Origin of the sequence: Noviherbaspirillum malthae, assembly GCF_015352985.1 — a bacterium.
In the GTDB taxonomy this organism is placed as follows: Bacteria; Pseudomonadota; Gammaproteobacteria; order Burkholderiales; family Burkholderiaceae_D; genus Noviherbaspirillum; species Noviherbaspirillum malthae.
In genome coordinates this window covers 17,426-40,731 of sequence record NZ_JACYXF010000031.1, presented here as the reverse complement: position 1 = coordinate 40,731, position 23,306 = coordinate 17,426, and the positions used below count along the sequence as shown (strand labels likewise).

Below are 23,306 nucleotides of genomic sequence, written 5' to 3'. Positions count from 1 at the left end.
TAGACCTTGCTACGATGCGTTTTCAATAATTTCCATAAGTAAATAATGACACCATCGGAAGCCGAAATAGCTCAAGCGAAGGCTATCGAAGCGCTCGTCCATAGCTGTCCTGATCGCGACATTATTGTGATCAGTCGGACGATTACGCGTGACTTGCACTTTGATTTGACAATGGCAATCAAAGAAGAGAAGCGGTACGACAAGTGTACGGTCATCTTGACGACGATGGGCGGCGATCCAGGAGCAGGTTTTCGAATCGCACGATGCTTACGGCATCACTACAAAAATATTCGGCTAGTTATTCCAAGCTTTTGTAAGAGCGCTGGTACCTTAGTAGCAATTGGTGCAGACGAGCTTGTCATTGGCGATCTCGGTGAACTCGGACCTCTTGATATCCAAGTTAGTAAGGCATCCGAGCTGGCTGAGCGCAGTTCTGGGCTTGACATCATACAAGCGCTAGAGGTAGTTCAAGGCCAAGTCCGCATGGCTTTCCACAATACCTTGCTGGAAATCAGAAAAGGCAGCCGTCTATCCACTAAATTGGCAGGGGAAATGGCTGCATCTGTAGCAATCGGCGTCGCCGCTCCACTGTATAGTCAGATTGATCCAAACAGACTTGGTGAAATGCAGCGCGCAATGAGTATTGCGCACGAATATGGGTTGCGACTGAATGCAAGTAGCAAGATCCTGAAGGAAGGAATGCTTGACGCGCTTGTAGCAAATTATCCTTCGCATAGCTTTGTGATTGATCGCAAGGAAGCGTCGGAATTATTCAATAACGTAGAGAGTCCAACCTCTGCGGAAAACGATTTTTGCCATGCATTTTGGCAAGAGGTCCTGGGAAAGGAAACCGATCAGGGACCTTTTTTCGTCCGGAAGCCGGATGACTCACAAGGAGGCACACATGACGGAATTAGTGAAGGAATTGACTCAGCGGAAAACCCCAACAGTCAAACAAGATCAGACAATGCAACAAATTCACCATCGACAGATGACCAAAGCGAGAGAGTTCGCACGCATGGTGTATCAACGCCAGACAGCAACGGCGGTGAAACCCAAATTGCCTGAGCCTGTATAGCACACTTGCCTCATCGGCGTCTTCAACCCGGCTACTGCCGGGTTTTTATTTTTTGTAGCGCATTTTATATTCCAATTTGGCCGATCAAGTTCGAGCGCGGGGTACAGACAAGCATCGGCGCGCATCGCCGAAACGGACCCCGGCCGGCACGCGGACTCGGAGCGGGCGGTCCAAGTATTCCAACCGGGGAGGTAAAGAGGAGGCGAAGCGGGTTGTCTCGGTGATGGAGGGAGACGGCGTACAACGCGCTGATGGTCGCCGGAGCTGCCGCGGGAGACTCAAGTTCGGTCAGCAGAGCATCGGCATCCAGCGACACTGCCGCCAGCGCCGGATGCTGCGGGTGCTGGGCCGCAAGACCCTGGAAAACGAGATTCTCAAAGAGGCAGTCGCCGTTGCCCATGAAAAAAACTGATCTCGCGGTTGCCGTCCTTGCCCGACGAGGATTCCCAGTGAAGGCCGTCGCCGAAACGCTCGATGTCAGCCGATCGAATCTGATATTGCGCCAGAACGGCAGCGGCAAGCCTCGCCGTGCCTACGCGAAGGCTGAAGACGCCGTTCTTCTGCCGGCGATCTGAGCCATCGTCGACCAGCGGCCAACGTATGGCTACCGGCGTGTGGGCGCCTTGATCAACCAGGAACGTCGCAGTCAGGGACTGCCGGAGCTCAACCACAAGCGCTTGTACCGGCTGATGAGCCAGAACGGCCTACTGCTGGCCAGGCCACCGCAGAAGCGTTCGGACGTCCGCACAACGGCAAAGTCATCACGTTGAAATCAAACCTGCGTTGGGCATCGAATGGCTTCGAGATCCCATGCTGGAATCGCGCCGTTGTGCGCGTGACGTTTGTGATCGACACTTGTGATCGTGAGACCATTGCTTGGGGCGCCACCACCGTTGGCTTCGATGGTGAAACGGTACGCGACCTGATGCTACTGTGTGTGGAGCGCCGCTTCGGCGCACACCGTGCACCGCACGCTGTGGAGTGGCTGACTGACAATGGCAGCTGCTATACCGCCAGGGAGACTGTCGCGTTCGGCCAGTCACTGGGATTGGTGCCATGCTTTACGCCGGTGCGCAGTCCGGAATCAAACGGAATGGCGGAATCGTTCGTCAAGACGTTCAAACGCGATTATGTCTACGTGCATGACCGCCCGGACGCTGCTACTGTCCTGGCACAACTGGATCGCTGGTTCGACGAATACAATGAGTCGCATCCGCACAAGGGCTTGAAGATGAAGTCGCCACGCTAGTTCATCCGTGCCCAACTAGCCGCACGGTGTCCGATTCAATAGGGGCAACTCCAAGCAGGAAGAATCAAGCTTCATAAGCCGTTGCACCAATGGATAATTTTGGGAAACCGCAGCGATTGACGCAAAAACGACATTGACCGTATCAGAAATGCTGGTCTCTACCTGGCATTCGGAATGCCATGTCCCTAGGAGCCAGTTTCTCGTGTCACCCCGCAACGAGGATATCCACTTATGCAATTTCTGGCAGTCTCCATCTACGTTTTGCGTTTGGTGCCAACGGCGGAATTCCTGCCATCTAATCGTACTTTTGCACAAGATGGCGCAGGCTGGCCACCATCGTCGGTCTGTCGCGGAGCGTGACTCGGCTTTTTTTGTGCAACCATCGGCATAAGTGCCGGTAAAGATCCCATTACCATATGGCATGTTTTGTGCTGGAGAAACAGCTCGGGCTGCAACACAGCCGCCACCATATGGGACAAACATGAAACCATACTTAGCTTTGGTAGAGCGTCTACTCCTGCTTCTTCCATTCGTGTCCTTTGCATTGCCGGCCCATGGGCAGGCCGCGGTGCCAGCCGCTGAGCCACTGCTCCGTCCCACATTGGTGGCAGCGTCTTCCATCAGCGCCGGTGATACGGCCTGGATGCTCCTGGCCTGCTGCTTGGTGCTACTCATGACGATACCGGGGCTGGCCCTTTTCTATTCCGGCATGGTACGCAAGAAGAATGCGCTGGGGACGATGGCGCACAGCTTTGCCGCAGTCTGCGTGGTTAGTGTGCTATGGGTGCTGATCGGCTATAGCATCGCATTCACGCCAGGTTCGCCCTGGTTCGGTGGGACGGGGCGTGCCATGCTGGACAGGATGGATTTCATCAAGGACAGCGGCAAGCTGACAGTGCATCACTTGGCACCGACTATCCCAGAGAGCGTGTTCGTGATGTTCCAGTTGTGCTTTGCCATTATCACGCCGGCACTGATCGCTGGCGCCTTCGCGGAGCGCATGAAGTTCTCTGCTCTGCTGCTGTTTATTGCGCTCTGGTCTCTGGTGGTCTATGCACCCGTGGCGCACTGGGTATGGGAACCGGGTGGCTGGCTTGCGAGCAAGGGCGTACTTGACTTTGCCGGCGGTACGGTGGTGCACATCAATGCGGGCATTTCTGGACTGGTGGCGGCCATAATCGTGGGACCGAGGGCTGGTTTTGGGCGCGAGCCGATGCCGCCACATAATCTGGTGTTGACCGTGGTCGGCGCATCGCTGCTGTGGGTGGGCTGGTTCGGATTCAATGCCGGCTCGGCAGTGGCGGCGGATGGACGCGCTGGGATGGCGATGCTGGTCACCCAATTGGCTGGCGCCGCCGGTGCACTGGCGTGGATGATGGGGGAGTGGATCCGCCGCGGCAAGCCTTCTGTGCTCGGCCTGGTTTCGGGAGCGGTTGCGGGGCTGGTGGCAGTAACGCCGGCTTCCGGTTTCGTTGCCACCGGCGGTGGCTTGGCCATCGGCGCAGCGGCCGGCCTCGCCTGCTACTGGGCAGCGACCTCGCTCAAGGCCATGCTTGGCTACGACGACTCGCTCGATGTTTTCGGGGTGCACGCGATAGCGGGCATCATAGGCGCGCTGCTGACTGGCGTGTTCGCGGTTAAGGAGATCGGCGGCGTCAGCGGCAGTCTGGCAATGCAGGCTTTTGGGGTGCTAGTCACCACCGTTTACGCGGCAACGGCAACTGCCTTAATCCTCGGCATTGTCAATCTGATGGTCGGCCTGCGCCTCACGCCTGAACAGGAGCAGGAAGGTTTGGATCTGCAACAGCACGGGGAGCAAGTCGCATGAGCGCCCTGGAGCAAGTCGCGCTGACAGCACTCGAAAACCAAGCCTTCGCGCTGATGAGCCGGCTGCACGTGATTTTGCGGCGGCAGAAGGGCCGCATCACTGACATCGAGTACATGCGCATCGACCCAGGCTACTGCAAGCACGTGTTGGAGATGGCCTTGCGGCTGGACGGCGACGATTTACATCAAATCTGCGCCAGGCTGGAGGAGTTGTATTTCGGGCCGAACGGACTGTTCGTACGCACGCTGCAGCGCGCTCCGCTGCCGGCAACTGGCACGCCGACGCCCGCCCCTCAGAAAAAGGACGTCGACCTCGCCTACATTGGGCGCCTCAGGTAGAGATGGTGAGGTAGCTAAAAAAGTGAACTGCCTCAACGGTTAGGTAGTTGAATCTCATTGTTAAGCCGCATGTGACCCTGCGCCGGATTTGGGGCTACGCTCGCATATAAAGGTCAGCAGTTGCGGTAAAACGGATTAGCTGCCCTCCCGGAAGCCCTGACCCGATTACCGAGGCCAGGGACAATGATCTCGCACCCATTCTGGCAAATCTTGCAGCTGCAAGCCATCTCGATTTGAACTGGTATGATCTGCAGTAGTGCCGCACGTTCCCGCGGCACTATGGCGTTTTGGAGGCAGACAATCGATCCTCCTTATTATTTCACAACGGGAAGCAGAGTACGCTCAAGCTTTTCGAAGGCGATGTCGATTGCGCAGGCCACGCAAAGCAAGACTATTGTGATGTCTGCCACAAGGTCGAGAACACTCACCAAAGCGATGTCTCTTAATCTATTCATCGGGTCTTCCTTTGTCTATTCCCCAGCCATTCGCATAACGGACAGCGGTGTCCGAGCCGCATGCCGACAAGCGTTGATTAACCCATCAGCGGCGCTGCGATAGGTATAGTCGAGAACTGCTTCTCCCGACGCATCAGAGAAGCGCCTGTAAAGCTTCGGATCGCTGAGCAAGGCAGTCGCATTAGCGGCCCAGACATCGGCGTCAAGCGAACAAACGAATCCGTTTTGACGGTCACGAACCAGTTCTCCAGCCACACCTGCATTTGGTGAAACGATCACAGGCAAACTGGCAGCACATGCTTCATTGGCAACCACCCCCCACGGATCCCACAGTGTCGGGAAGAGAAAGATGCGTGCCGATTGGTAAAGAAAGGGCAGTTCTGACTGTGCTGCGAAGCCATGAAAGCTCGCATCAATCCACTGCGTGCGGGCGGCTGCATATGCCTTGACGGCGTTATCCATACTTCCCGAGCCGGCAAATAGGATGCTCACCCTTCGAAGGAGCAACTTGCTTGCTCCCACAGCAACATCGATGGCAAACAAGGGATTCTTTACATCTTCCAGCCTGCCGGAAAACATAAAGTCGAAGCGCTTATCTTCAAAAGTGGAGTTGCTCGCCGAATTACGGAATTTGCTGTTGTCAATACATAAGCAGGATTTGAACACGTCATCTGCATCAACGCCGTACTGACGGAACAACCGATAGCCGCCTTCACTAGCAGCGACATAGGCGTGTGAGCGTGCGTACACGATGCGTCGGACCGTACGGTGGACGATACTTAAACTCTTTTCCGATTGATCTGTGCCATCCGTCATCGCCACATGAGCACGTCGCATCATTGCTGCATAGGCAAAGGCGTATAGATGCGTAGGATTGAATCCGTCAGTGACCACCACATCTGGCGAATAGCGTCGCAACACACTGATTACATCAGGATTGTTATGGATGTATCGACCATGGCGCGTAACAATTCGTTCTTTTAGAAAAGTATGTGGGAACTCGAATGGCGGTAAATCCCACAGTCGATTTGGCTCTCGACGACAACAGAAAATCACCAGTAGTTCGACACCAGGTTCCTGTGCGATAAGCTTGAAGACCGGGATGCGATAGGGCGGCGGTTCATTTGATATCAGGGCAATTCTCACTCAAGACTCCCCTATAGATTGGCGATCGGATAAGCATGATCCGCTTGCTAAGTGCTTCAACAAGGGGCATGCTGCGTTGATATTTCTAACCCGTGCATAAACGATGCCAAACAAAAGGCGTGCAAACCACTCTGAACAGGCTAGAAAAATCTAGAGGTAAATCAAACGACGCACCAGTAGATGGCGCTTGAACAAATTGAAGGCGTCGAAGAAGTGCGCAACATTCTGCTTCATGCTACGGATTATCCTCGTCCGTATGAACCGTCAAGTAAGCCTGTATTAGGGTGGGCACGAAGCGGTAGGTGACTTAGATTGCACGAGCTCTTATCCGGAAGCGCATATTGAACTTTCCTAGAGCGTGTTATGAACTAAGGAAGTAGCGCTCAGTCAATGCTTGGCATGAATGCACGCAAACCCTACCCGACCGATGTACAGGACGAAGAATGGTACTTCGTGGCCCCGTATCTCACACTGCTGCCAATGGACGCTGCGCAGCGGGAACATTCGATGCGAGAGGTATTCAATGCGCTACGCTGGCTGGTGAGGAGTGGCTCACCCTGGCGACTGTTGCCCCATGACTTTCCCCCGTGGTACACGGTCTACCAACAAACCCAGCGTTGGATCAAGGCGGGCTGTTTCGAAACCATCGCCCAAGACCTGAGGTCACTTCTGCGCCTGGCATCAGGACGCGAACCCGCGCCCACGGCAACGATTCTTGATAGCAGAACGCTGCAGTCCACTCCTGAAAGTGGCGCGCGCGCCGGCTACGATGGTGCCAAGCGCCGTAAAGGCTCGAAAGTCCATATTGCCGTCGATACGCTAGGACACTTATTGGCGTTGTATGTGACGCCTGCCAACGAGCAGGATCGCGACCAGGTGGCCAAGTTGGCGCAGAGCGTACAGGAAGTCACCGGGCTCAATGTCGATATTGCCTATGTCGATCAAGGCTATACCGGAGAAGCCGCTCAGGAGCAGGCGCAGGACTTCTGCATGCAACTCGTTGTGGTCAAGCATACCGAGGCAAAGAAGGGCTTTGTCCTCTTGCCTCGGCGCTGGGTCGTTGAACGCAGCTTTGCCTGGGCAGCGCGATTCAGACGCTTGGCCAAAGATTATGAGCGCGTAGCAGAAACACTCGCCGGCCTACACTTCGTTGCTTTTGTCTGCCTCATGCTTACCAAGACACTCAATACATTCGACCTTAGTTCATAACACGCACTAGAATAGAAACCACGGCGTGGTCGAGAAGGCCGCGATACCAGTTTCCTATAGGAGTTAGTCAACTGTGTTCAGAAACAGCTAGTCGAATCCAGAAAAAAGTAGGGCAGAGGAATCTCTACAACTCTTCATTCATGCACAAGCCATCTTTTAGACCTGCGAAAGCTGTGCAACATCTACGACTTCAACCAGCGCACGATTTGTTGGGCCGCAATAACGTGGGTGATGAACAAACTATCGCTCTTAGCGCTTTCATCTGCATACCTAAATCTTGATTCGATGGCGAGGACATTAGGAAAACGACAGCCGCGCCGGCGGCCAGGAGCGCAGGCCGTCGTCCGGGGAACGCCGCGACAAAAACATGCCGGCCGCCGTCATCCTCAGCCGGTCCAGCGAAAACTGCCGCAGGTGCTGGAACACGCTCTGGTTGATGCCCATCGTCGCCTGCATCACCAGCATGCCGATTTCCGGATGCACCGCATCCTGCTGTCTTGCGTCGGCCTCGGCGGTGCCGGCGTTCTTCTGTCTTGCCGGACGCGCGCGCGACGCCTGCTCGGACATCGCGCAGCGGAAGGCGTCTTCCAGCGTCAGCCGGCTGGTTTCGCAGGCCAGCGTCCAGGCCCGGGGCTGTCCGGGGTGCGGATGCAGCAGCTGTTCGCGGCAAAGAAGCTTGCACAGCCTGAGCAGCTCCCTGGCGGGCCGGCCGGTGGCCTGCTCCAGCTGCGCGAGACCGACCGCGCGCGGCGCGCCGGCGACGAACTGGCCGAGCAGTTCGGTGATCAGGCACAGGCGCCCGTACAAGGCGCTGTCGCCCAGCAGATATTCATCGGCGGCATTCATGCTGCATTCTCCAGTGTTTCATTTTCAAGTGACATCGGGTTCAGATGCGCTGCATCCGACAGGTTCAGCACCGTCGGCAGCGCGGGATCCTTGAGGCAGGCGAACAGTTGCGCGACATCGAGCGCCTGCACCAGCAGGCGGCCTTCATTGGCCCGGATCACCTGCTTGACCAGCAAGCCCTCCGCCGCGGCGGCGAAGGGCGTGGGAATAATCTGCGACGGACGGAATTCCGGCACGCCGTGCAGTTCGTCGACCAGCAGGCCGATGTCCTGGCCGTCGTGCCTGACGACGATCACCTGGCTGCCGTCCTCGATCTGCGCCGGCGCGCCGCGCATCAGGTGCCGCAGGTCGAACACCCAGACGAAATGCCGGCTCTCGCCGTGGCGCTGCAGCGCCAGCACGCCGATGCGTTCCGCACGCCCGCCCATGGACACCGGCGACACTTCCGACGCCGGCAGCGCTTCCATCACCTGCGCCGCGGGCATCGCGAACAGCATGCCGTCGATGTAGAAGGTCGCGTATTCGATGGCGCCGGTCGCCGTCACGTCGCTCTCGATCACCGCATCCTCGCGCCTGACCGCGCCGCTGCGTTCGCGCACCTCGCCGAAGCTGTCGTAGACCAGCGCGATGACGTCTTCCCGGTAGCCGTCGGAAACCTTGAATTCGCGGTAGCCGTCGGAAACGGTGCAACCCATGATCGCGTAATGGCCGTCATGCACGAGGATGCGCGAGGCGCTGCTGCCGTTGGCCAGCGCCAGCAGCTTGCGGTCGACGCCGCTGTCCGCGTCATGATCGGCATCGAGCCGCATGCCGGCCGGGCGCGCGGGATCGGTGCTGGCGATCACGCTTCCCCGGCGGTCGATGAACAGGGCGGTCATGTTCTTCTTGTCCGCCAGCGCGCCGCGCAGCATGGCGTCGAATTCCGGCTGCGCATCGAACACGATGCCGATGCCGCCGACCACCAGGCTGACGTTGTGCGGATCACGGATGGCGGCATGGTAGATGTAGGTGGGCCGGCCGCCGTACAGCGGCGTGTTCTCGAACGGCGACACGTAGTAGTCCTGCTCGCTGCGCAGCGCCAGCACGTTCGACAGCGTCGCGCCGTCGACCGCCGTGCCGACCACCGACACGCCGTTTTCCATCTCGTGCGTGCTGGCGATGATGCGGCCGGCGCGGTCGTAGACGAAGATGCGGGTATAGACGGTATAGAGGCGGTTGATGTAGTCGAGGATCGCGGTCAGGCTGGCTATCGTTTCCAGGTCCCTTTCCTCGGCGGCCAGCGCGGTGCGCAGTTCCGGCGTCAGCGCCCACCAGCGGCAATCATCCGAACGTTCGTACAGATTGCGGTCGAGCAAGTCCACCAGCAGGTGGGACACGAATTCCGCATCACGCAGGCTCGATGCAAGCACGGTTTCATACAGGTCGCGGATCGATTGCGAAAACAGCTCATTGCTGCGCATGCCGGTTTCGCTGATCTGGTCGAGGATGGTCTTGAGCTTCTGCAGTTCGCCGCGCTGCCCGGCGGTCATGACCTGGCCGTTCCAGACGACGCGGCGGATGGTGTCGGCGGCAGTCATGATCTCGAACAGCGGCGGGCAGAACGAGCGCGCATGCGACAGCAGGCCTTCGGCCAGCGCCGGGTCGAGCGAGGAGAGTGCATTGAGGGCATTGGACGCGCCGCCGTGGAAGGCGACGTCGACCGGAATCATGACCTGGCCCTGCCAGCCCGGCGGGCCCATGTAACCCTGGTAGCCGGCGGCGGCCAGGGTGCGCACCAGGTATTCGCGTCCGCCGTGCACCAGCAGCCTGGGTTCGTCGGATCGGTTGACCGGCACGGCGGCGCCGACCGGGATCCAGAGTTCGTCGGCGCTGGCGATGACGCGGTTGTCGCCGTCGAGCAGCAGCATGTTGGCGCGTTCGTCGGCGTCGCGGTGCGAGCGGAAGATGCCGGCCATTTCCTCTTCGAAATGGAAGCACAGGCACAGCACGCCGACCGGCGCGCCGGTGTCGGGATGGAGCATGCGGCGCGAATAGACGAGCGCCTGCTTCTTCAGCGGGCGCAGGTCGGTGGCGCGGAAGGTTTCGACATAGCCGTCGGCGGCCAGCGTCTCCGCGATCAGGGGATCGGTGCTGCCTTCGATGGGCGAGGCTTCGTCGATCTGGACCAGCACGTTGCCGGCGGTATCGAGCAGCAGGATTTCATCGTAGACGGTGTATTTGCTGCGGTAGGCGCGCAGGCGGTAGCGGATGGCGTCGGTATTGTCGTGCATGCCGGCGACGAAGGCGCAGAGTTCGCGGTCGGTGGCGAGAAAGCCGACGTCGGCGGTGCGCTCGTAGAGGTTGCGAACGACGATATCGATCACATATTGAGCCTTGGTGGCGATTTCGGCGAGCACGTTGCCCACCTTCTCGCCGACCAGGCTGTGCACCAGTTCATGCTCGAGGCGGTTGAAGCCGGCGCGGGTCGCCGCCATGGTGGGAAGAATGGTCTTGGCTTCGACCGGGCAGTTCATCTTGGCCGACGCCTCGATCATGCGCCACATCAGGTTGAGCTCGCGCAGCGATTGCTCGCAGCGCACCACGTCGCGCATGTACGGCAGGAAGGTGTCAATGGATAGATTGGAGTTGGAAGTCATGACAGTTACCCTGAAATGTATTGGCTGAACATCGGCAGGCTTTCCAAATCTGGTTGCCAAGCCGATTGTGCAGGGATTATTTCAGTCGTTCAGGCACGGCGTTGCACCTGCTTACATCAGCCACCAAGGGTATTGGAGTGATGCGTTTTTGCCGGGTAGGCGTGTACTAAAGTGCTCTTTCCACTCATCGTTGAGAGGTTGGCTTTTGATTCCCCGGCGCGAATGATACCTGCTCTTGATAGGCTTGTGTTTCGCCACCATTTCTTGCATTCTATGCAATGCCTGCGCACGGCATGGTCAAGTGCGCTTGATCATGAAGCTTAGACATGAACCTATTCATTTCACATGGATGACCGCAATAGAAACCCTGGACATACCGTACGCCCGTTTTACTTATCCAGTTGAGTTGAACTAACGATTCCACACCTTCTGCCACTGCAGAAATCTGAAGATCTTCAGCCAGTAACAACAAGCTCTTTACAATAGAAGCATGACGCTGATTATCCGGTAAACCGTTGACGAACGAACGATCAATTTTGAACGAGCGTACCGGTAGCTGGCTGAGCCTGGCCATTGAGGAGTAGCCGACCCCGAAGTCGTCTAGACTAATATTGAACCCGGCGACACTTAACGCTTGCATCGTCACGAGTGTACTTTGTTCGTGTTCCATGATGGTACGTTCGGTCAGTTCCAGGCAAAGTTGGGACGGCGCTATGCCAAATGCCTTGGCAATCGACATCAGTTCTTCGCATACTCCTGTATCTGAGAAATTGGACGCCGCCATATTGACGTGAAGGCGAAATTCTGGCAGGCCAGCCTCAACAATCTGAGCAAGATCGGCACATGCACGACGGAACACCCAACGGTCAATAGCATTCACAATTCCTTCCTTTTCCGCCACCGGAATGAATCTGTCCGGCATTACGACTTCGCCTGTTGGCAGCCGCCAGCGCACTAAAGCTTCGGCAGCGGCAATATTCCCGGTTTCGAGATCAATAATAGGTTGGTATTGTAGAAAGAGCTCATTCTTGAGCAACGCTTGCCGGAGTAGTACGGCAAACTGCATCGGTTCATTCAACTTATTCTCTGCTAATTTGCCAGTGGTTTCCATGTGGAGCGCGTGGAATTTAAATCCGTTGCGCTGATGTCGCTTGCACTCATACATCGCTTCGTCAGCCTTGCGAAGCAGTTCCTCCGGACGGAGGCCATCAGTCGGATACCTGCTGATTCCGACGCTAGCAGATACGACGAGTTCAATACCAAGAAAGTGGAAGGGGTCATGCGCGGCTTTGAGCACTGATTCCGCCAAGCCACGTAACGTCTGCTCACTCACTGTCGCGGTAACAAGCAAACAAAATTCGTCACCGCCTAAACGAGCCGTTACATTTGAACCTGCCAGGCGACGCAGTCGCGCGCCGAATTCACGTAAAACTACATTGCCAGCATCATGGCCAAATGCGTCGTTGATAGGCTTGAAGCGGTCAAGATCGATATAGAGTACCGCCAGTTCACTCTGGGAATCAGCGGCCTTACGGCAGGCTTCATCGAATAGTTCCCTGAAGTAGGCGCGGTTGACAAGGCCGGTTAGGTCGTCGATTTGCGCCATGCGACGCATCGCTTCCTCCTGCTCAATGCGTCTAACAGTGAGTGCTACCAAGACGCCAACTGCATTGGCAACCGTCGGCAACTGTGCATCCTGCTGCCGTTTAACCACGCTGTAAAACTCAAGCACACCCAGTCTGTTCTGCCCTCCATCAGGGGCGGTATAGGAGACGGGCAAGGCGTATCCGCACATGAGCCCGCAGGCTTTTGCTCCTTGCCTACGCAAGAAGGCATAGTCGTCACCCATGTCTTCGATCCACGCTGAGGAGTTATTTCCCCAGATTCTGCCGACAAAACCTTGATGCGCCGGAATGGAAATTCGCGTACTCTCTATTGCGAATGTCGAGAGATCATTATTGAAGGAATGCCAATAATGGCGGCAGACCAGTCGATCTGAAAAGCCATGGTCGGGCGCCCAGTACGCTCCCCATTCCCACCCAAAGGTCCGGCAGACGAGTTCAATGATCTTTGTAATCGTATCGTCAAATCCATAAGAGCTGACCAAAAGCTCAGAAAATTTGAAACTGAATTGCTCACGTATTCCAAATTCCGACTTTGGCGCGAGATTCGGTATTAGGGATTCAACTGGGTATCTGTTGATCGACATGTGAGCGTGGACAGTAATATGGGATCGCATAGTGCGAACGTGCGACATCGTGGTGCATTTGGTCCAACTACAGCTTTTATGGAATAGCCATGCTGATACAGCAAAAATCTTGCCAGTAATCAAAGTCAGTCGGCGCGACAGTCAGCAGTTTGATCGGAAGGCTGTTTCACCAACGATCCAGCTGTATGCAAACTGGAATAATCATCAGCCAGATTTTGCATATTTACCTGCCGGCATCAACATGTCACTCTGCTTTGATGCACCGCAACATAGAGAAGGATGCGTCTGAAAGCATGGGGGCGCAGGTCAATCCGTTTTTGATGACTCACTGATTGACGGCTTGGGAGAAAATTTATGGAACAGCGTAGTGGACGTGACCGACGGGTTACTCAGTTATTGAACTGGCAGACGACACCTTATTCAAACCTTGCACTTCAAGACGACGAGGTACGACCTGCAAAACCAGACCGGCGAAGCGGAAAAGATCGGAGAGAAAAACGAAAGATCGCGTACACCCTGCGCTCCCTACGGCCAGACTAGAATTAGATGAGGGCTCAATAACCTCAAGGTTCTATCTTCATAAATAGGGATCGACGTTATTTCAGGCAATGGTCACAACAGGCGGAGGAACCGTCGGCTCGAAGTTGCGCCGACGCGTTGAATTATCCTCTGCGCTTGGCCCGGTAGCGCCTGGACAGCCGCCGCGCTCTGGTCCACAAATGGGGCATTGTGCGCGTTACTTGATTTATAGTTGTTCAGACTTAGTTATTCTGACCGATTGCCCAATTCGTCTTTCCACGCTCGGGCTTTTAAGTACTTCCTTTTATGCTTTCCACCCCTTCGTGCACTTGTTCAAATCCTGTTCCAGATATATTGTGATCGGCTCAAGGGACGGACAACACTTTATTCAAATCCAGAAGGAAAAATTGCCTACCGCCCCATGGGGCCATACCGACTAAACCGTCAAGATGGAACGGTGCGCCGCTTTCTGAAATGTCTTCTACTTGTGTGCTCGTCAGACTGGTGGTTGCTAACACGCGGTCAACGATCAGACAGATAGATCGGTCGCGGACGCGGACAATAATTACCGACGTTAGATCATCGTATAGTAATACGCCGGAGCGAAAATACTTGCGAAAGTCTACCATCGGCATGATGGCTCCATTCCTGGATGCCACGCCTTCGATCAACCTGCTATCCTCGACAAGGCGCGTGAGGCAACTGTAGTTGCACAGTTCTTGAACACTCCGGATATCAATGCCGAAATGGTCGTCGCCAATTTCAAAAATCAAGAGATCATACGAATTCTTACTTGTCTCATTCATGTCCACAGTCCAAGGTATATGAGTACTTGTGTCCATTTGTATCTCCTTGTATTAACTGTCCCGTACGGATGTATTGCAGTTCCCATGCAAAGCAGTGCAGTATCCTAGTTAATCCGCTTTCAGTCGTGAGAACTTGTGGATCGATAAGATCCTTCATTGCCGACGTTACTTAAGGCTCCGGTTTCGATAGAGCGGTTGGCCTCCAGCGCACAATTTCGCAAAGCTGGCTTCAACCCAGATAGGTCTGCCGTTATTGGCTCTAACCGCCTTTGCTAAGCGATAGTAAAACTTGAGGTGTCGTCGAAGACGGATTCGTTCTGCCAGCGTCCTCTGCATCAGTCGAAATTCGACGTGGCAATGATGCAGCTACGCCGTTCATGGCAGGTACAGCGGTCTGTCGTGTGTCGACTCTGAACATGCGCACTGTTTGCGAAACGCCTTCCGCTTGGTCCCGCATTTGCTCCGCTGCTGCGGCAGCTTGCTCGACCAATGCTGCATTTTGTTGGGTCATCCGATCCATTTGGCTTACCGCTTGATTGATCTGCTCAATGCCTGCAGTTTGTTCAGAGCTGGCGGATGCAATCTCGCTCATTATGTTGGTTACGCGTTGAATGCTCGTCATTACCTCTCGCATTGTCATTCCAGCTTCGTTTACCAACTTGGTACCTGCATCTACGTGGTTTACGGAATTCTCAATTAGCTCTTTGATCTCCTTGGCTGCAGCCGAAGAGCGTTGCGCCAGCGAACGAACTTCAGCGGCGACAACGGCGAAGCCACGTCCTTGCTCCCCAGCGCGTGCCGCTTCAACCGCTGCATTAAGTGCAAGAATGTTGGTCTGGAAGGCGATACCGTCGATCACAGAAATAATGTTGGCGATCTTCTTCGAAGAGTCACTGATGGAACCCATGGTCGAAACGACATGAGAGATAACTTGGCCGCCCATATCGGCCACTTTGGAAGCGGATTGAGCCAACACGTTTGCCTCCTGTGCGTTCTCGGCGTTTTGTTTGACCGTAGAGGTCAGTTCTTCCAGCGAGGATGCTGTCTCTTCCAAGGAACTAGCCTGTTGCTCGGTTCTTGCAGAGAGATCCTGATTTCCCTTTGCGATTTCTATCGATCCTGTTGCAATAGCGTCTGTGCCAAGACGAACTTGTCCTACGATACGAACAAGGCTGCTATTCATATCTTTCAACGCTTCCATCAAGCGCCCAGTTTCGTCATTCGATTTGACCTCAATACTTTGGGTTAAATCGCCGCTTGCGACAGCAGACGCAATCTTTATTGCGCCTTGCAATGGAAGTGTTATGGCGTGGACCAGCCACCAGCCGACAAAAAAGGCGATCACGAGTCCCAATGTAACGCCGGCAATGCAACCATTCCTTACCCAATAGTAGATTTCCTGAGATTTAGCATACTTGGCCTTCGCCTCGTCCAATTGCAAATTGATCAGAGCGTTCATTTTTTCACGCACCGGAAGGAAGAGGGCATTCATCGGGCCATGTACGGCAGCAACTCCCGATTGTGTGTCAAGCACCTTCAGTGCCTCCATAGCGGGCGACACTCCTTCGACGACATATTTGTTGCGAGCCTCGGTAAACTCCAATGCCAGCTTTTTTTCTTCTGACGTTAAGATGCCGGAGAGGTAGGTATTCCAAGTATTGTCAATGTGCTGGCGACGCTTCTCAACTTCAGCAAGCGCTTGCTCCAGAGTACTTTGTTCACCCGTGAGTGCCTTTGCGATGGCCAACTCATTTTGATTTATGAGTCGAATGATTTGATCAAGTCTGCCTAAGGAGACCAGGCGATGATCATAAATTTCTTGTATCGAGTTGTTGGCACTGCCAAGGCTAAGAATACCAATCATTCCGCCGACAATTAATTGCAGCGAAAGAAAGGCAATGACCCCAACCAATCGGAACTTGATCGTTACGTGTTTAAACATCTTACGACTCCTTACGAGGGCCGGACTATCTCAGTATTAGCGCACGGGTGTTCTTTATTTCCTTCTAGCAATATCCTTGCCAGCATGGAAACCGCCGAAAAAATTATAAAATGCACTTTCGTCGTGCGTTTCATATGAATTTCACCCCCTATTCTTTTCCATCCGGAATGGCTGAGTCGAGGTGGAGACGCGTTGCTACTGCAACGGGTCGTGGCAACGCGTCATGGCCGTGAATATTAGTAAGGACGGGTCACTGTTACTTCGGCGGATTGAAGCCGGTTTTAGAGAGCGCAGAGAAGGTAAGGCTTTGCCTAGACTTCACATCTCTATACGGAAACGTCTAATCCCTAGCAAATTGGAGGTTGAGCAGAACCCTAACCGCATTGCAATTTTTCTGCGAATGCAGACTTTTGAAACTATGGCAAGAATGTCGGACATTGAGCTTCGAGATGGATTTTTACGGCTACTGATGGCAACTTTTCGCAGTGTTGCTCTTTTAGGAGTAAGGCCGAAGCACATGAATTGGCGATGCCGGTAAGGTCAACAGGGGTGACGAGTCGTACTCCGCTGAAAGCGTAAAGCAAACAGCGGAGGGGATACCAAAGGAAGCGGTGTGGGATAGCTTATGGTCTTTAGTTCGCGCGAAGTGCTAGATCATAAGCATATTGCGGCCAGAACTGGCCGGCCGCAGGTCCACCATTACACGTTCCGTCCGATTCACCGGCCCGCTTGATCCAGAGATAGGCATCCACCAGGCCGCTGGAAAACCCGGTAGGTACTGGTCCAAGAGCTCGACCCAAAGGATTGCACCACTGATAATCCACTGTTGGACCGTTGCCATTGCGGCTAGTGTCGATGACAAAATGCTTTCCTCCAACCATACCGGAGATTTGCGTACCATACGACACATTCGCAGACGTGCTAATGAAGTTTGATACGTTGAGCGCGAAGCCATCCGCAGATGCGATCCCGGCATTGTTGAGATTTTGTGCCATCGTGGCGGCGGGAATCCATTGCGGATTACCAGCGTCGATATAGATGGCAGTATTCGGCGCCGCCTTGCGCAGCGTCGCAACAGCCCCCTTAAGCAATTGATAACGCTCTGTCTTCTGCGCCTCCGTTAGACAGCCCGACTGGTTGATCTGCGACAGTGCGTCCGGCTCAAGAATGACAGCTGCCCTGGTGCTGCCAATCGCCAGTGCAACTTGTTCGACCCAACCTGGGTAAGTTGATGCCGACGTGCCGCCTGCAGAATAGCTGCCGCAGTCACGTTGTGGAATGTTATAAATGGTGAAAATGGGCATGCTGCCATCGGCACGGGCACGGCTACTATAGTTATAAACGTCCGCATAGACGTTGCTGTTCCAATTCCCCAGCCAAAGGGATGTCGGACGCGTCGAAATGCGCTTGAGTATGTCGACTGAATAACCACCTCCACCATTGCTGACCAGTTGTGCTGCTTGCGAACTTGTATCTACGTATAGACGCTGGTTGGCGAACGGATAGCCAGATACGCTTGCTGGACTAGTGGCCACAGGTGCTGGGGTTGGAGCAGGCGTCGGGGCGGGTGAAGGACTCGGCGTTGGTGCCGATGAAGGCGCCGGCACGGGCGATGGTAGCGGAGAGATAATTGGCGCAGGGGCCGGCGAAGGGCTTGGTGCAGGTGCTGGGTTCGGTGTGCTGGTGGACGTTCCGTTACCGGACGTCGGTTGTCCAATCCAGACGTAACCGAATTGTGCAGTACCCGTCGCGCCGCTGTAGCGGCCAGGGTAGAGAAGCGCATCCCCCTGGTTATTCCCATACCAGGCGTTCAGCATCAGCCGCATCGGCTGCTGCATCGTTACATTGACGCGACGCAACGCAATCCATTCGCCCGCATCACCGTTGACATACCAGGTAATGGTGTCGGCTTTCCACTCAACGGTGTAATTGCGCTTTTTCGAGTAAGGATTGATGCCATGCTTGTTCAGATCAATCTCAAGCGGATTGGCTTTCCCCGCTACCCAGTAATTGGTTCTGATGCGCGAAGTACCACCAATGAACTCAAAATTGATTTGGTAATGCGAGCTGGTCCCGGACTGGCCGCTATAGAGGAAGAACGAAGTGACTGAGCCAGGTACATTGGCAGGCACCATATTTGCGGTGAACGAGCCGTACTGCCACGACTTCCATGTGCGAACTTCTCCGCATTTTCCGGAGGCTTGATCGAAATTGAGCGCCAAGCCGGTGCCGCTGTTCCAGACCTTGTCCGGACTCCATCGGCAGCCGAACGGTGCACCAAGAGCCCAGTTCGCGACCTCCCATTGCCCGTTATTGAAGACAGAGTAAGGCTGAAACCCGTCGTAAAAGAGCTGCACCATTTGCTCGGCGCCGGAACCGGAAGCCGAACTGCTGGAAGGAGTGCTGCCGCTGCTGACGGTCGTCGTCGCAGCGAGCTTGACCGAGGCTTCAGTCGCGGAAGTCTCTATGCCGTTGTTGTTCTTATCGGTGCTGCCACCGCATGCCGATAGCAATACCGCTGCAGCACAAACGCCGGTAAGCGTCGTGACTGAAAAAGCCCGTCGTGTTGTCGATACCAATTTGAATTTCCTAAACAAACAGCTTGGCAGCCAGTCCACCAAGCTCCTCTCGGACTAGTGCGTTCAGGAAATGTTCCGCTTATGCAATGTATCTAAATGTTATATAGTTAAACCGCCATATTTACTGTATTGAAGCGGGCCAAAGCACGTTGGGATAGTAACTCGCTATATCAAAGTATGCCGTTCAACGCAGCACGTACGCAGCGCATCCCTTCCGCCGTGTTCAACAAGTCGACAGGGCGCCGATTGCCAAGATGACTCTGCCGCGCATGCAGCCAATCTTGGGCCGCTTGTTCACTACATAGCAATTCGAGGGCGTGTTGGAATATGAGGTCATGGTATAGCGGTTTTATCTGTTCCGTTGTCGGCATCGTCGGCTCCTTCAAAAAAGGTGAATTCCGCTTTCTGAGCATTAACCGTACCTGTGCTGTAAAACTTCGCGGCCTTTGAGCCAGAGTTCGTCACGTTCTGCTAATGAAGCGACAACATCGGACCATCTTCTTCATAAAAGGATTTTTATTGATTTATGTAACTGCCGGTCGCACATAAATAGTTCGTCAATTGCCAAGAGAGTGCGCGGTGCTCTGCTTTCTAGCATGCGAGAGAGAAAGAACTAGGCCTTAATCATTGATTGTAAGTCACTAAAAAGAAATACGTAGTGGACTTGATGCCTTCTGATGCATCGCAACGTTCGCCATCATAGGGTCGGTAAGGTGACACCCAGACTAATGCATTACGGGGCCGAGGTCAGAGTAAGTCACCAGTCTTCGCACCGGTCGAGTAGTCCCACCCTGTAGCGTGCGCGTCATGCGGGCAACCCCGCCACCGCATTGTGATTTACCGTAACGCGATTATTTGTAGCCCAGTAAATTTCGACATCGGCACGCTTCATGCATTAACAAATACGTACGCACCACGGCGTATACCGCGTCGCTAGTCATCGCGAGTGACACGGGGCGTAATGAGTCGGAAATATAAAAACCTCCGGAGACAGCGGTCGAAGCTTTCGCTTAACCTATTGAAGGAGTACGGTATGACTCTAGTGCGTAAGGCAGTATTTCCAGTAGCAGGGTTCGGAACCCGGTTCCTTCCCATTACTAAGGCGTCTCCCAAAGAGATGCTTCCGATCGTAGACAAGCCGCTGATTCAGTATGCCGTCGAAGAAGCCGCCGCAGCAGGTATTACGGAAATGATCTTCGTAACGGGCCGCAATAAGCGCACAATTGAAGATCACTTCGATAAGGCTTATGAATTAGAGTCGGAGCTGGCATTCCAAGGCAAGTACAGTTTGCTCAAAGAAGTCCAAGGCCTTTTGCCCAAGAACCTGCATTACTCGTATGTGCGACAGTGCGACATGCTTGGACTTGGTCATGCAGTGCTGTGTGCCAAGCCGTTGATCGGTGACGAACCGTTCGCGGTTATCCTGGCCGATGACTTGATTGATGCAGAAGTGCCGGCTATCGGGCAATTAGTGGAACAGTATGAAAGAACGCGTTCCAGCGTTATCGCGGTCCAGCATATTCCACTCGCCCAAACCCGGCAATACGGTATTGTAGGTCCGGTATGGAAGGGAATGCGCTCGCATCTGATTAGCCAAATTGTCGAGAAACCAGCACCGGAATATGCGCCGTCAAGTCTTGGCGTTGTAGGACGATATGTACTGTCGCCAGCCATATTTGAATACCTCAATACAATCCCCAAAGGCACGGGAGGGGAGATCCAGCTTACCGACGGCATTGCAGCAATGCTGCGCCAGTATCCGGTCATTGCACACGAATTCAGCGGTATCCGTTACGACTGCGGCTGTAAAACCGGATATATGGAAGCAAGCGTGCAGTTCGGCTTGAAGCATCCGGCGATCGCAGAGCATTTTCACAGTTTCCTCGCAAATTTGCCGCTAAGCGACCAACGCCCTACGCTGGTACAAAAAGCCGTTTGACCTGTTTGAACTTCATGGCGGGATACTAATGGTCTAGGACACGACCGCCGCGCAAAGCAATCCTTAATAGGGCATGTCCTGCTTCTGCCTGGGATCGATGCATGCGTCCGCTCATAGACCGTCTGGTGGTACGGTCGCGGTAGTTGACGTCTGGTAGTCGACGTTCAAATGATGATGTATCCATCAAGGATGCAGGCCTGTCGTCGTGCCCGACGAGGACGATGCTCATTTGTATGACAAAAACGAATCGCATTAGTTCGTCAAACCAATGTCTTCAGCAAGCTTGTAGGAGCATATGAAATGAAAGCGATGCATCTGATGCGTACCCTGCTATGGATGAGCTTCATGGCTGTCTACTTTTTTCTGGCCTCGCTCCCGGCCTCATACCTCGCGCAAGGCATTATCTCGATGGTGCTGCTGGCGCTTGTCTTTGGTTGCTACAAGCTTTCTCCTTACGTCAAGCACCCCGGGCTTGCGGATGCCCTGCGCCTGACTATCGTGTTTACCAGTGGCTTTCTCGCACTGCGCTACATGTACTGGAGGGCGACTGACACGCTTCCATTTGAGTTCGGCATTGTGTCAATGGTCGCCGGTATATTGCTGTTCCTGGCTGAGCTGTATGGCTTTCTGAACATGATGCTTGGCTATGTGATCAATGTGAGGCCACGCCACCGGCGTACAGTTCCGTTGCCGGAGGATCCTGCCCTCGTACCTTCGGTCGATGTTTTTATTCCGACATATAACGAGGATGCCTCTTTGGTACGTACGACGGTCGTCGCGGCGACACAGATGCGCTATCCGCTTGGAAGAATGAATGTCTATATCCTCGATGACGGCGGCACTGACCAGAAGTTGCATGATAAGGATCCGGACAAGGCGGGCGCTGCGCGAAAACGTGCTGCGGAACTAAAAGAAATTGCATCAACGTTTGGCGCCGGGTATATCACGCGACAAAAGAATGAACACGCAAAAGCCGGAAACCTGAATAACGCACTCAAGCATACCCATGGAGAGCTGATCTTGATCCTTGATTGTGACCATGTGCCTACCGAAGACTTCCTGACCAGTACTACAGGCTTTTTTCTAAGAGATCCAAAACTCTTTTTGGTACAGACTCCGCACAATTTTGTCAGTCCCGACCCGGTGGAGCGCAACCTGAACACCTTCCAGTCATCGCCGGCAGAAAATGAACTGTTTTATGATGTAATGCAGCCCGGACTTGATTTTTGGGGTACGTCATTTTTTTGCGGTTCAGCTGCAATCCTGAGGCGTAGTGTACTTAACCAAGTCGGTGGTATCGCCGGCCAAACCATCACGGAAGATGCCGAGACCACACTCGATGCGCTTGCCCTTGGCTACACCACAATGTATTACCCGCGACCGATGGTATCGGGTCTGCAACCGGAGACGTATTCTGGTTTCATTGTCCAGCGAGTGCGATGGGCACAAGGGATGATGCAGATTTTTTTACTGAAAAATCCTCTGATGCTACCTGGCCTCACGTTAATGCAGCGGATTTTGTATCTGAATTTTGCGTTCTTTTCCGGCTTTTCGCTGTCGCGCTTTCTGTTGTTACTGGCTCCGCCCGCATATCTACTATTCTCGATCAACCTGTGCGATGCAACGGCCGAATCGCTGGTGGCTTATGCTGCACCAAGCCTGATCGGCGCGTTGATCTCAACCCAGTATTTTTATGGGCGGGTGCGCTGGCCATTTATTTCACAAATCTACGAAGTTATCCAGTCCGTCTACATCGCACCCAGTATTGCGGAAGTGTTACGTCGGCCACGCTCGCCTTCATTCAAAGTCACCCCGAAAGGGGAAATGCTGGACCGGGATTTTGTCTCCTCACTGTCCAAGCCGTTTTACTTTTTTCTGTTCCTCAACTTGATCACGTTGCTGGTAGGCGTCGAGCGCTTCATGGATGAACCCGGCAGCCGGGGAACAATTGCGTTCGTCGGGTTGTGGGCGGTGCTGGACTGTATCTTATTGCTGTGCGCTCTCGGCAGCATGTTTGAGCGCAAACAGGTGCGCGGTGAACCGCGGATCGTCAATGTTGAGCCGGTCAGGGTGGTGTCGTCTCATGGTAAAACGCTTGCCAGTACCTCGGCCAATGCATCTGCCTCCGGCATCAACCTGGTCTTGAGCTGCCTTGATCAGGACCCCACTTTCAGCGCTGGCGAGACGGTCACGCTTGATTTTGAGCGGCGTGGTGTACAGTTGCACGCTATATTGAAGTCAGTTGTGCGCTGCCAGGATGGAAAAACCAGATTGGGCTTTGCTTACCAGTTTTGTTCACCGGCCGATGAACGCATCGCCGTCCACATCGCGTTCGGCTCAAGCGAACTACTCATTCGAAATAACCAGCGCCGCCACCGCGGTCGCACAACACCGATGGCACTGCTCTTCCTTGTGAAGTATGCGCTGCAATACGGCTCCGCTCATTTAAGTTTCGTGGTTCGCTCAACATTGCATCAACTCTTCACAATCCGCCACTGACCTTATTAAACGTCCATGCAAGAGGAAA

The 23,306-nt window shown here is 54.4% G+C and carries 14 protein-coding genes and 1 pseudogene; 7 read left to right on the top strand and 8 right to left on the bottom strand.

Annotated features, from left to right (window positions below):
• The first annotated feature begins 45 nt into the window (after positions 1–45).
• The 4 genes and pseudogenes from IGW03_RS24090 to IGW03_RS24070 all read left to right on the top strand — a co-directional run bounded on the left by IGW03_RS24090 (position 46) and on the right by IGW03_RS24070 (position 4,493).
• Entirely contained in the window at positions 46–1,068 is a 1,023-nt protein-coding gene (locus IGW03_RS24090) for an SDH family Clp fold serine proteinase (RefSeq protein ID WP_194725079.1), read from the top strand.
• A gap of 329 nt (positions 1,069–1,397) precedes the next feature.
• Positions 1,398–2,327: pseudogene (locus IGW03_RS38285) on the top strand (IS3 family transposase); the annotation flags it as partial.
• Between the two features lie 481 nt (positions 2,328–2,808).
• Positions 2,809–4,155, top strand: coding sequence for an ammonium transporter (locus tag IGW03_RS24075; protein WP_323745021.1), 1,347 nt, complete (start codon positions 2,809–2,811; stop codon positions 4,153–4,155).
• A complete protein-coding gene (locus tag IGW03_RS24070; RefSeq protein WP_194725075.1) occupies positions 4,152–4,493 on the top strand; it encodes a hypothetical protein in 342 nt (113 codons plus the stop codon). The genes IGW03_RS24075 and IGW03_RS24070 overlap by 4 nt, the downstream gene beginning before the upstream one ends.
• Before the next feature lie 470 nt (positions 4,494–4,963).
• Here the strand turns inward: IGW03_RS24070 and IGW03_RS24065 are convergent, their stop codons facing one another.
• Positions 4,964–6,094 (bottom strand): glycosyltransferase family 4 protein, encoded by a 1,131-nt coding sequence (locus IGW03_RS24065; RefSeq protein WP_323745020.1) that lies wholly within the window; start codon positions 6,092–6,094, stop codon positions 4,964–4,966.
• 399 nt (positions 6,095–6,493) lie between these two features.
• Here IGW03_RS24065 and IGW03_RS24060 point away from each other — a divergent pair, with 399 nt between their 5' ends.
• The gene (locus IGW03_RS24060) at positions 6,494–7,303 is read left to right on the top strand and encodes an IS5 family transposase (protein WP_194725074.1); all 810 of its coding nucleotides are present in this window, start codon (positions 6,494–6,496) and stop codon (positions 7,301–7,303) included.
• Positions 7,304–7,600: 297 nt separating this feature from the next.
• On the opposite strand, the gene IGW03_RS24055 is transcribed toward IGW03_RS24060, so the two are convergent.
• The 7 genes from IGW03_RS24055 to IGW03_RS39080 all read right to left on the bottom strand — a co-directional run bounded on the left by IGW03_RS24055 (position 7,601) and on the right by IGW03_RS39080 (position 19,211).
• A complete protein-coding gene (locus tag IGW03_RS24055; protein ID WP_194725073.1) occupies positions 7,601–8,149 on the bottom strand; it encodes a hypothetical protein in 549 nt (182 codons plus the stop codon).
• The gene (locus IGW03_RS24050) at positions 8,146–10,785 is read right to left on the bottom strand and encodes a chemotaxis protein CheW (RefSeq protein WP_194725072.1); all 2,640 of its coding nucleotides are present in this window, start codon (positions 10,783–10,785) and stop codon (positions 8,146–8,148) included. The genes IGW03_RS24055 and IGW03_RS24050 overlap by 4 nt, the downstream gene beginning before the upstream one ends.
• 271 nt (positions 10,786–11,056) lie before the next feature.
• Positions 11,057–12,994 (bottom strand): EAL domain-containing protein, encoded by a 1,938-nt coding sequence (locus IGW03_RS24045; protein WP_194725071.1) that lies wholly within the window; start codon positions 12,992–12,994, stop codon positions 11,057–11,059.
• An 884-nt stretch (positions 12,995–13,878) separates the two neighbouring features.
• Entirely contained in the window at positions 13,879–14,355 is a 477-nt protein-coding gene (locus IGW03_RS24040) for a chemotaxis protein CheW (RefSeq protein ID WP_194725070.1), read from the bottom strand.
• A gap of 223 nt (positions 14,356–14,578) precedes the next feature.
• Positions 14,579–16,261, bottom strand: coding sequence for a methyl-accepting chemotaxis protein (locus tag IGW03_RS38950; protein WP_194725069.1), 1,683 nt, complete (start codon positions 16,259–16,261; stop codon positions 14,579–14,581).
• 632 nt (positions 16,262–16,893) lie between these two features.
• Positions 16,894–18,840 carry a glycoside hydrolase family 6 protein gene (locus IGW03_RS24030; protein ID WP_194725068.1) on the bottom strand — a complete coding sequence of 649 codons (1,947 nt, stop codon included), beginning with the start codon at positions 18,838–18,840 and terminating at the stop codon, positions 16,894–16,896.
• 170 nt (positions 18,841–19,010) lie between these two features.
• Positions 19,011–19,211, bottom strand: a complete 201-nt coding sequence (locus IGW03_RS39080; protein WP_194725067.1) for an MbcA/ParS/Xre antitoxin family protein — start codon at positions 19,209–19,211, stop codon at positions 19,011–19,013.
• A gap of 662 nt (positions 19,212–19,873) precedes the next feature.
• On the opposite strand from IGW03_RS39080, the gene galU reads away from it, so the two are divergent.
• Together galU and bcsA are read left to right on the top strand one after the other, a co-directional pair.
• Positions 19,874–20,779, top strand: a complete 906-nt coding sequence (galU, locus tag IGW03_RS24020; RefSeq protein ID WP_194725066.1) for a UTP--glucose-1-phosphate uridylyltransferase GalU — start codon at positions 19,874–19,876, stop codon at positions 20,777–20,779.
• A gap of 300 nt (positions 20,780–21,079) precedes the next feature.
• Entirely contained in the window at positions 21,080–23,278 is a 2,199-nt protein-coding gene (gene bcsA / locus IGW03_RS24015; protein ID WP_194725065.1) for a UDP-forming cellulose synthase catalytic subunit, read from the top strand.
• Positions 23,279–23,306: the final 28 nt, after the last annotated feature.

Bases quoted from the DNA above. Each gene is read 5' to 3' on its own strand.
- IGW03_RS24090 (WP_194725079.1), top strand. From the start codon at position 46: ATGACACCATCGGAAGCCGAAATAGCTCAAGCGAAGGCTATCGAAGCG.
- IGW03_RS24075 (WP_323745021.1), top strand. From the start codon at position 2,809: ATGAAACCATACTTAGCTTTGGTAGAGCGTCTACTCCTGCTTCTTCCA.
- IGW03_RS24070 (WP_194725075.1), top strand. From the start codon at position 4,152: ATGAGCGCCCTGGAGCAAGTCGCGCTGACAGCACTCGAAAACCAAGCC.
- IGW03_RS24060 (WP_194725074.1), top strand. From the start codon at position 6,494: ATGAATGCACGCAAACCCTACCCGACCGATGTACAGGACGAAGAATGG.
- IGW03_RS24055 (WP_194725073.1), bottom strand. From the start codon at position 8,149: ATGAATGCCGCCGATGAATATCTGCTGGGCGACAGCGCCTTGTACGGG.
- IGW03_RS24050 (WP_194725072.1), bottom strand. From the start codon at position 10,785: ATGACTTCCAACTCCAATCTATCCATTGACACCTTCCTGCCGTACATG.
- IGW03_RS24045 (WP_194725071.1), bottom strand. From the start codon at position 12,994: ATGTCGATCAACAGATACCCAGTTGAATCCCTAATACCGAATCTCGCG.
- IGW03_RS24040 (WP_194725070.1), bottom strand. From the start codon at position 14,355: ATGGACACAAGTACTCATATACCTTGGACTGTGGACATGAATGAGACA.
- IGW03_RS38950 (WP_194725069.1), bottom strand. From the start codon at position 16,261: ATGTTTAAACACGTAACGATCAAGTTCCGATTGGTTGGGGTCATTGCC.
- IGW03_RS39080 (WP_194725067.1), bottom strand. From the start codon at position 19,211: ATGCCGACAACGGAACAGATAAAACCGCTATACCATGACCTCATATTC.
- galU (WP_194725066.1), top strand. From the start codon at position 19,874: ATGACTCTAGTGCGTAAGGCAGTATTTCCAGTAGCAGGGTTCGGAACC.
- bcsA (WP_194725065.1), top strand. From the start codon at position 21,080: ATGAAAGCGATGCATCTGATGCGTACCCTGCTATGGATGAGCTTCATG.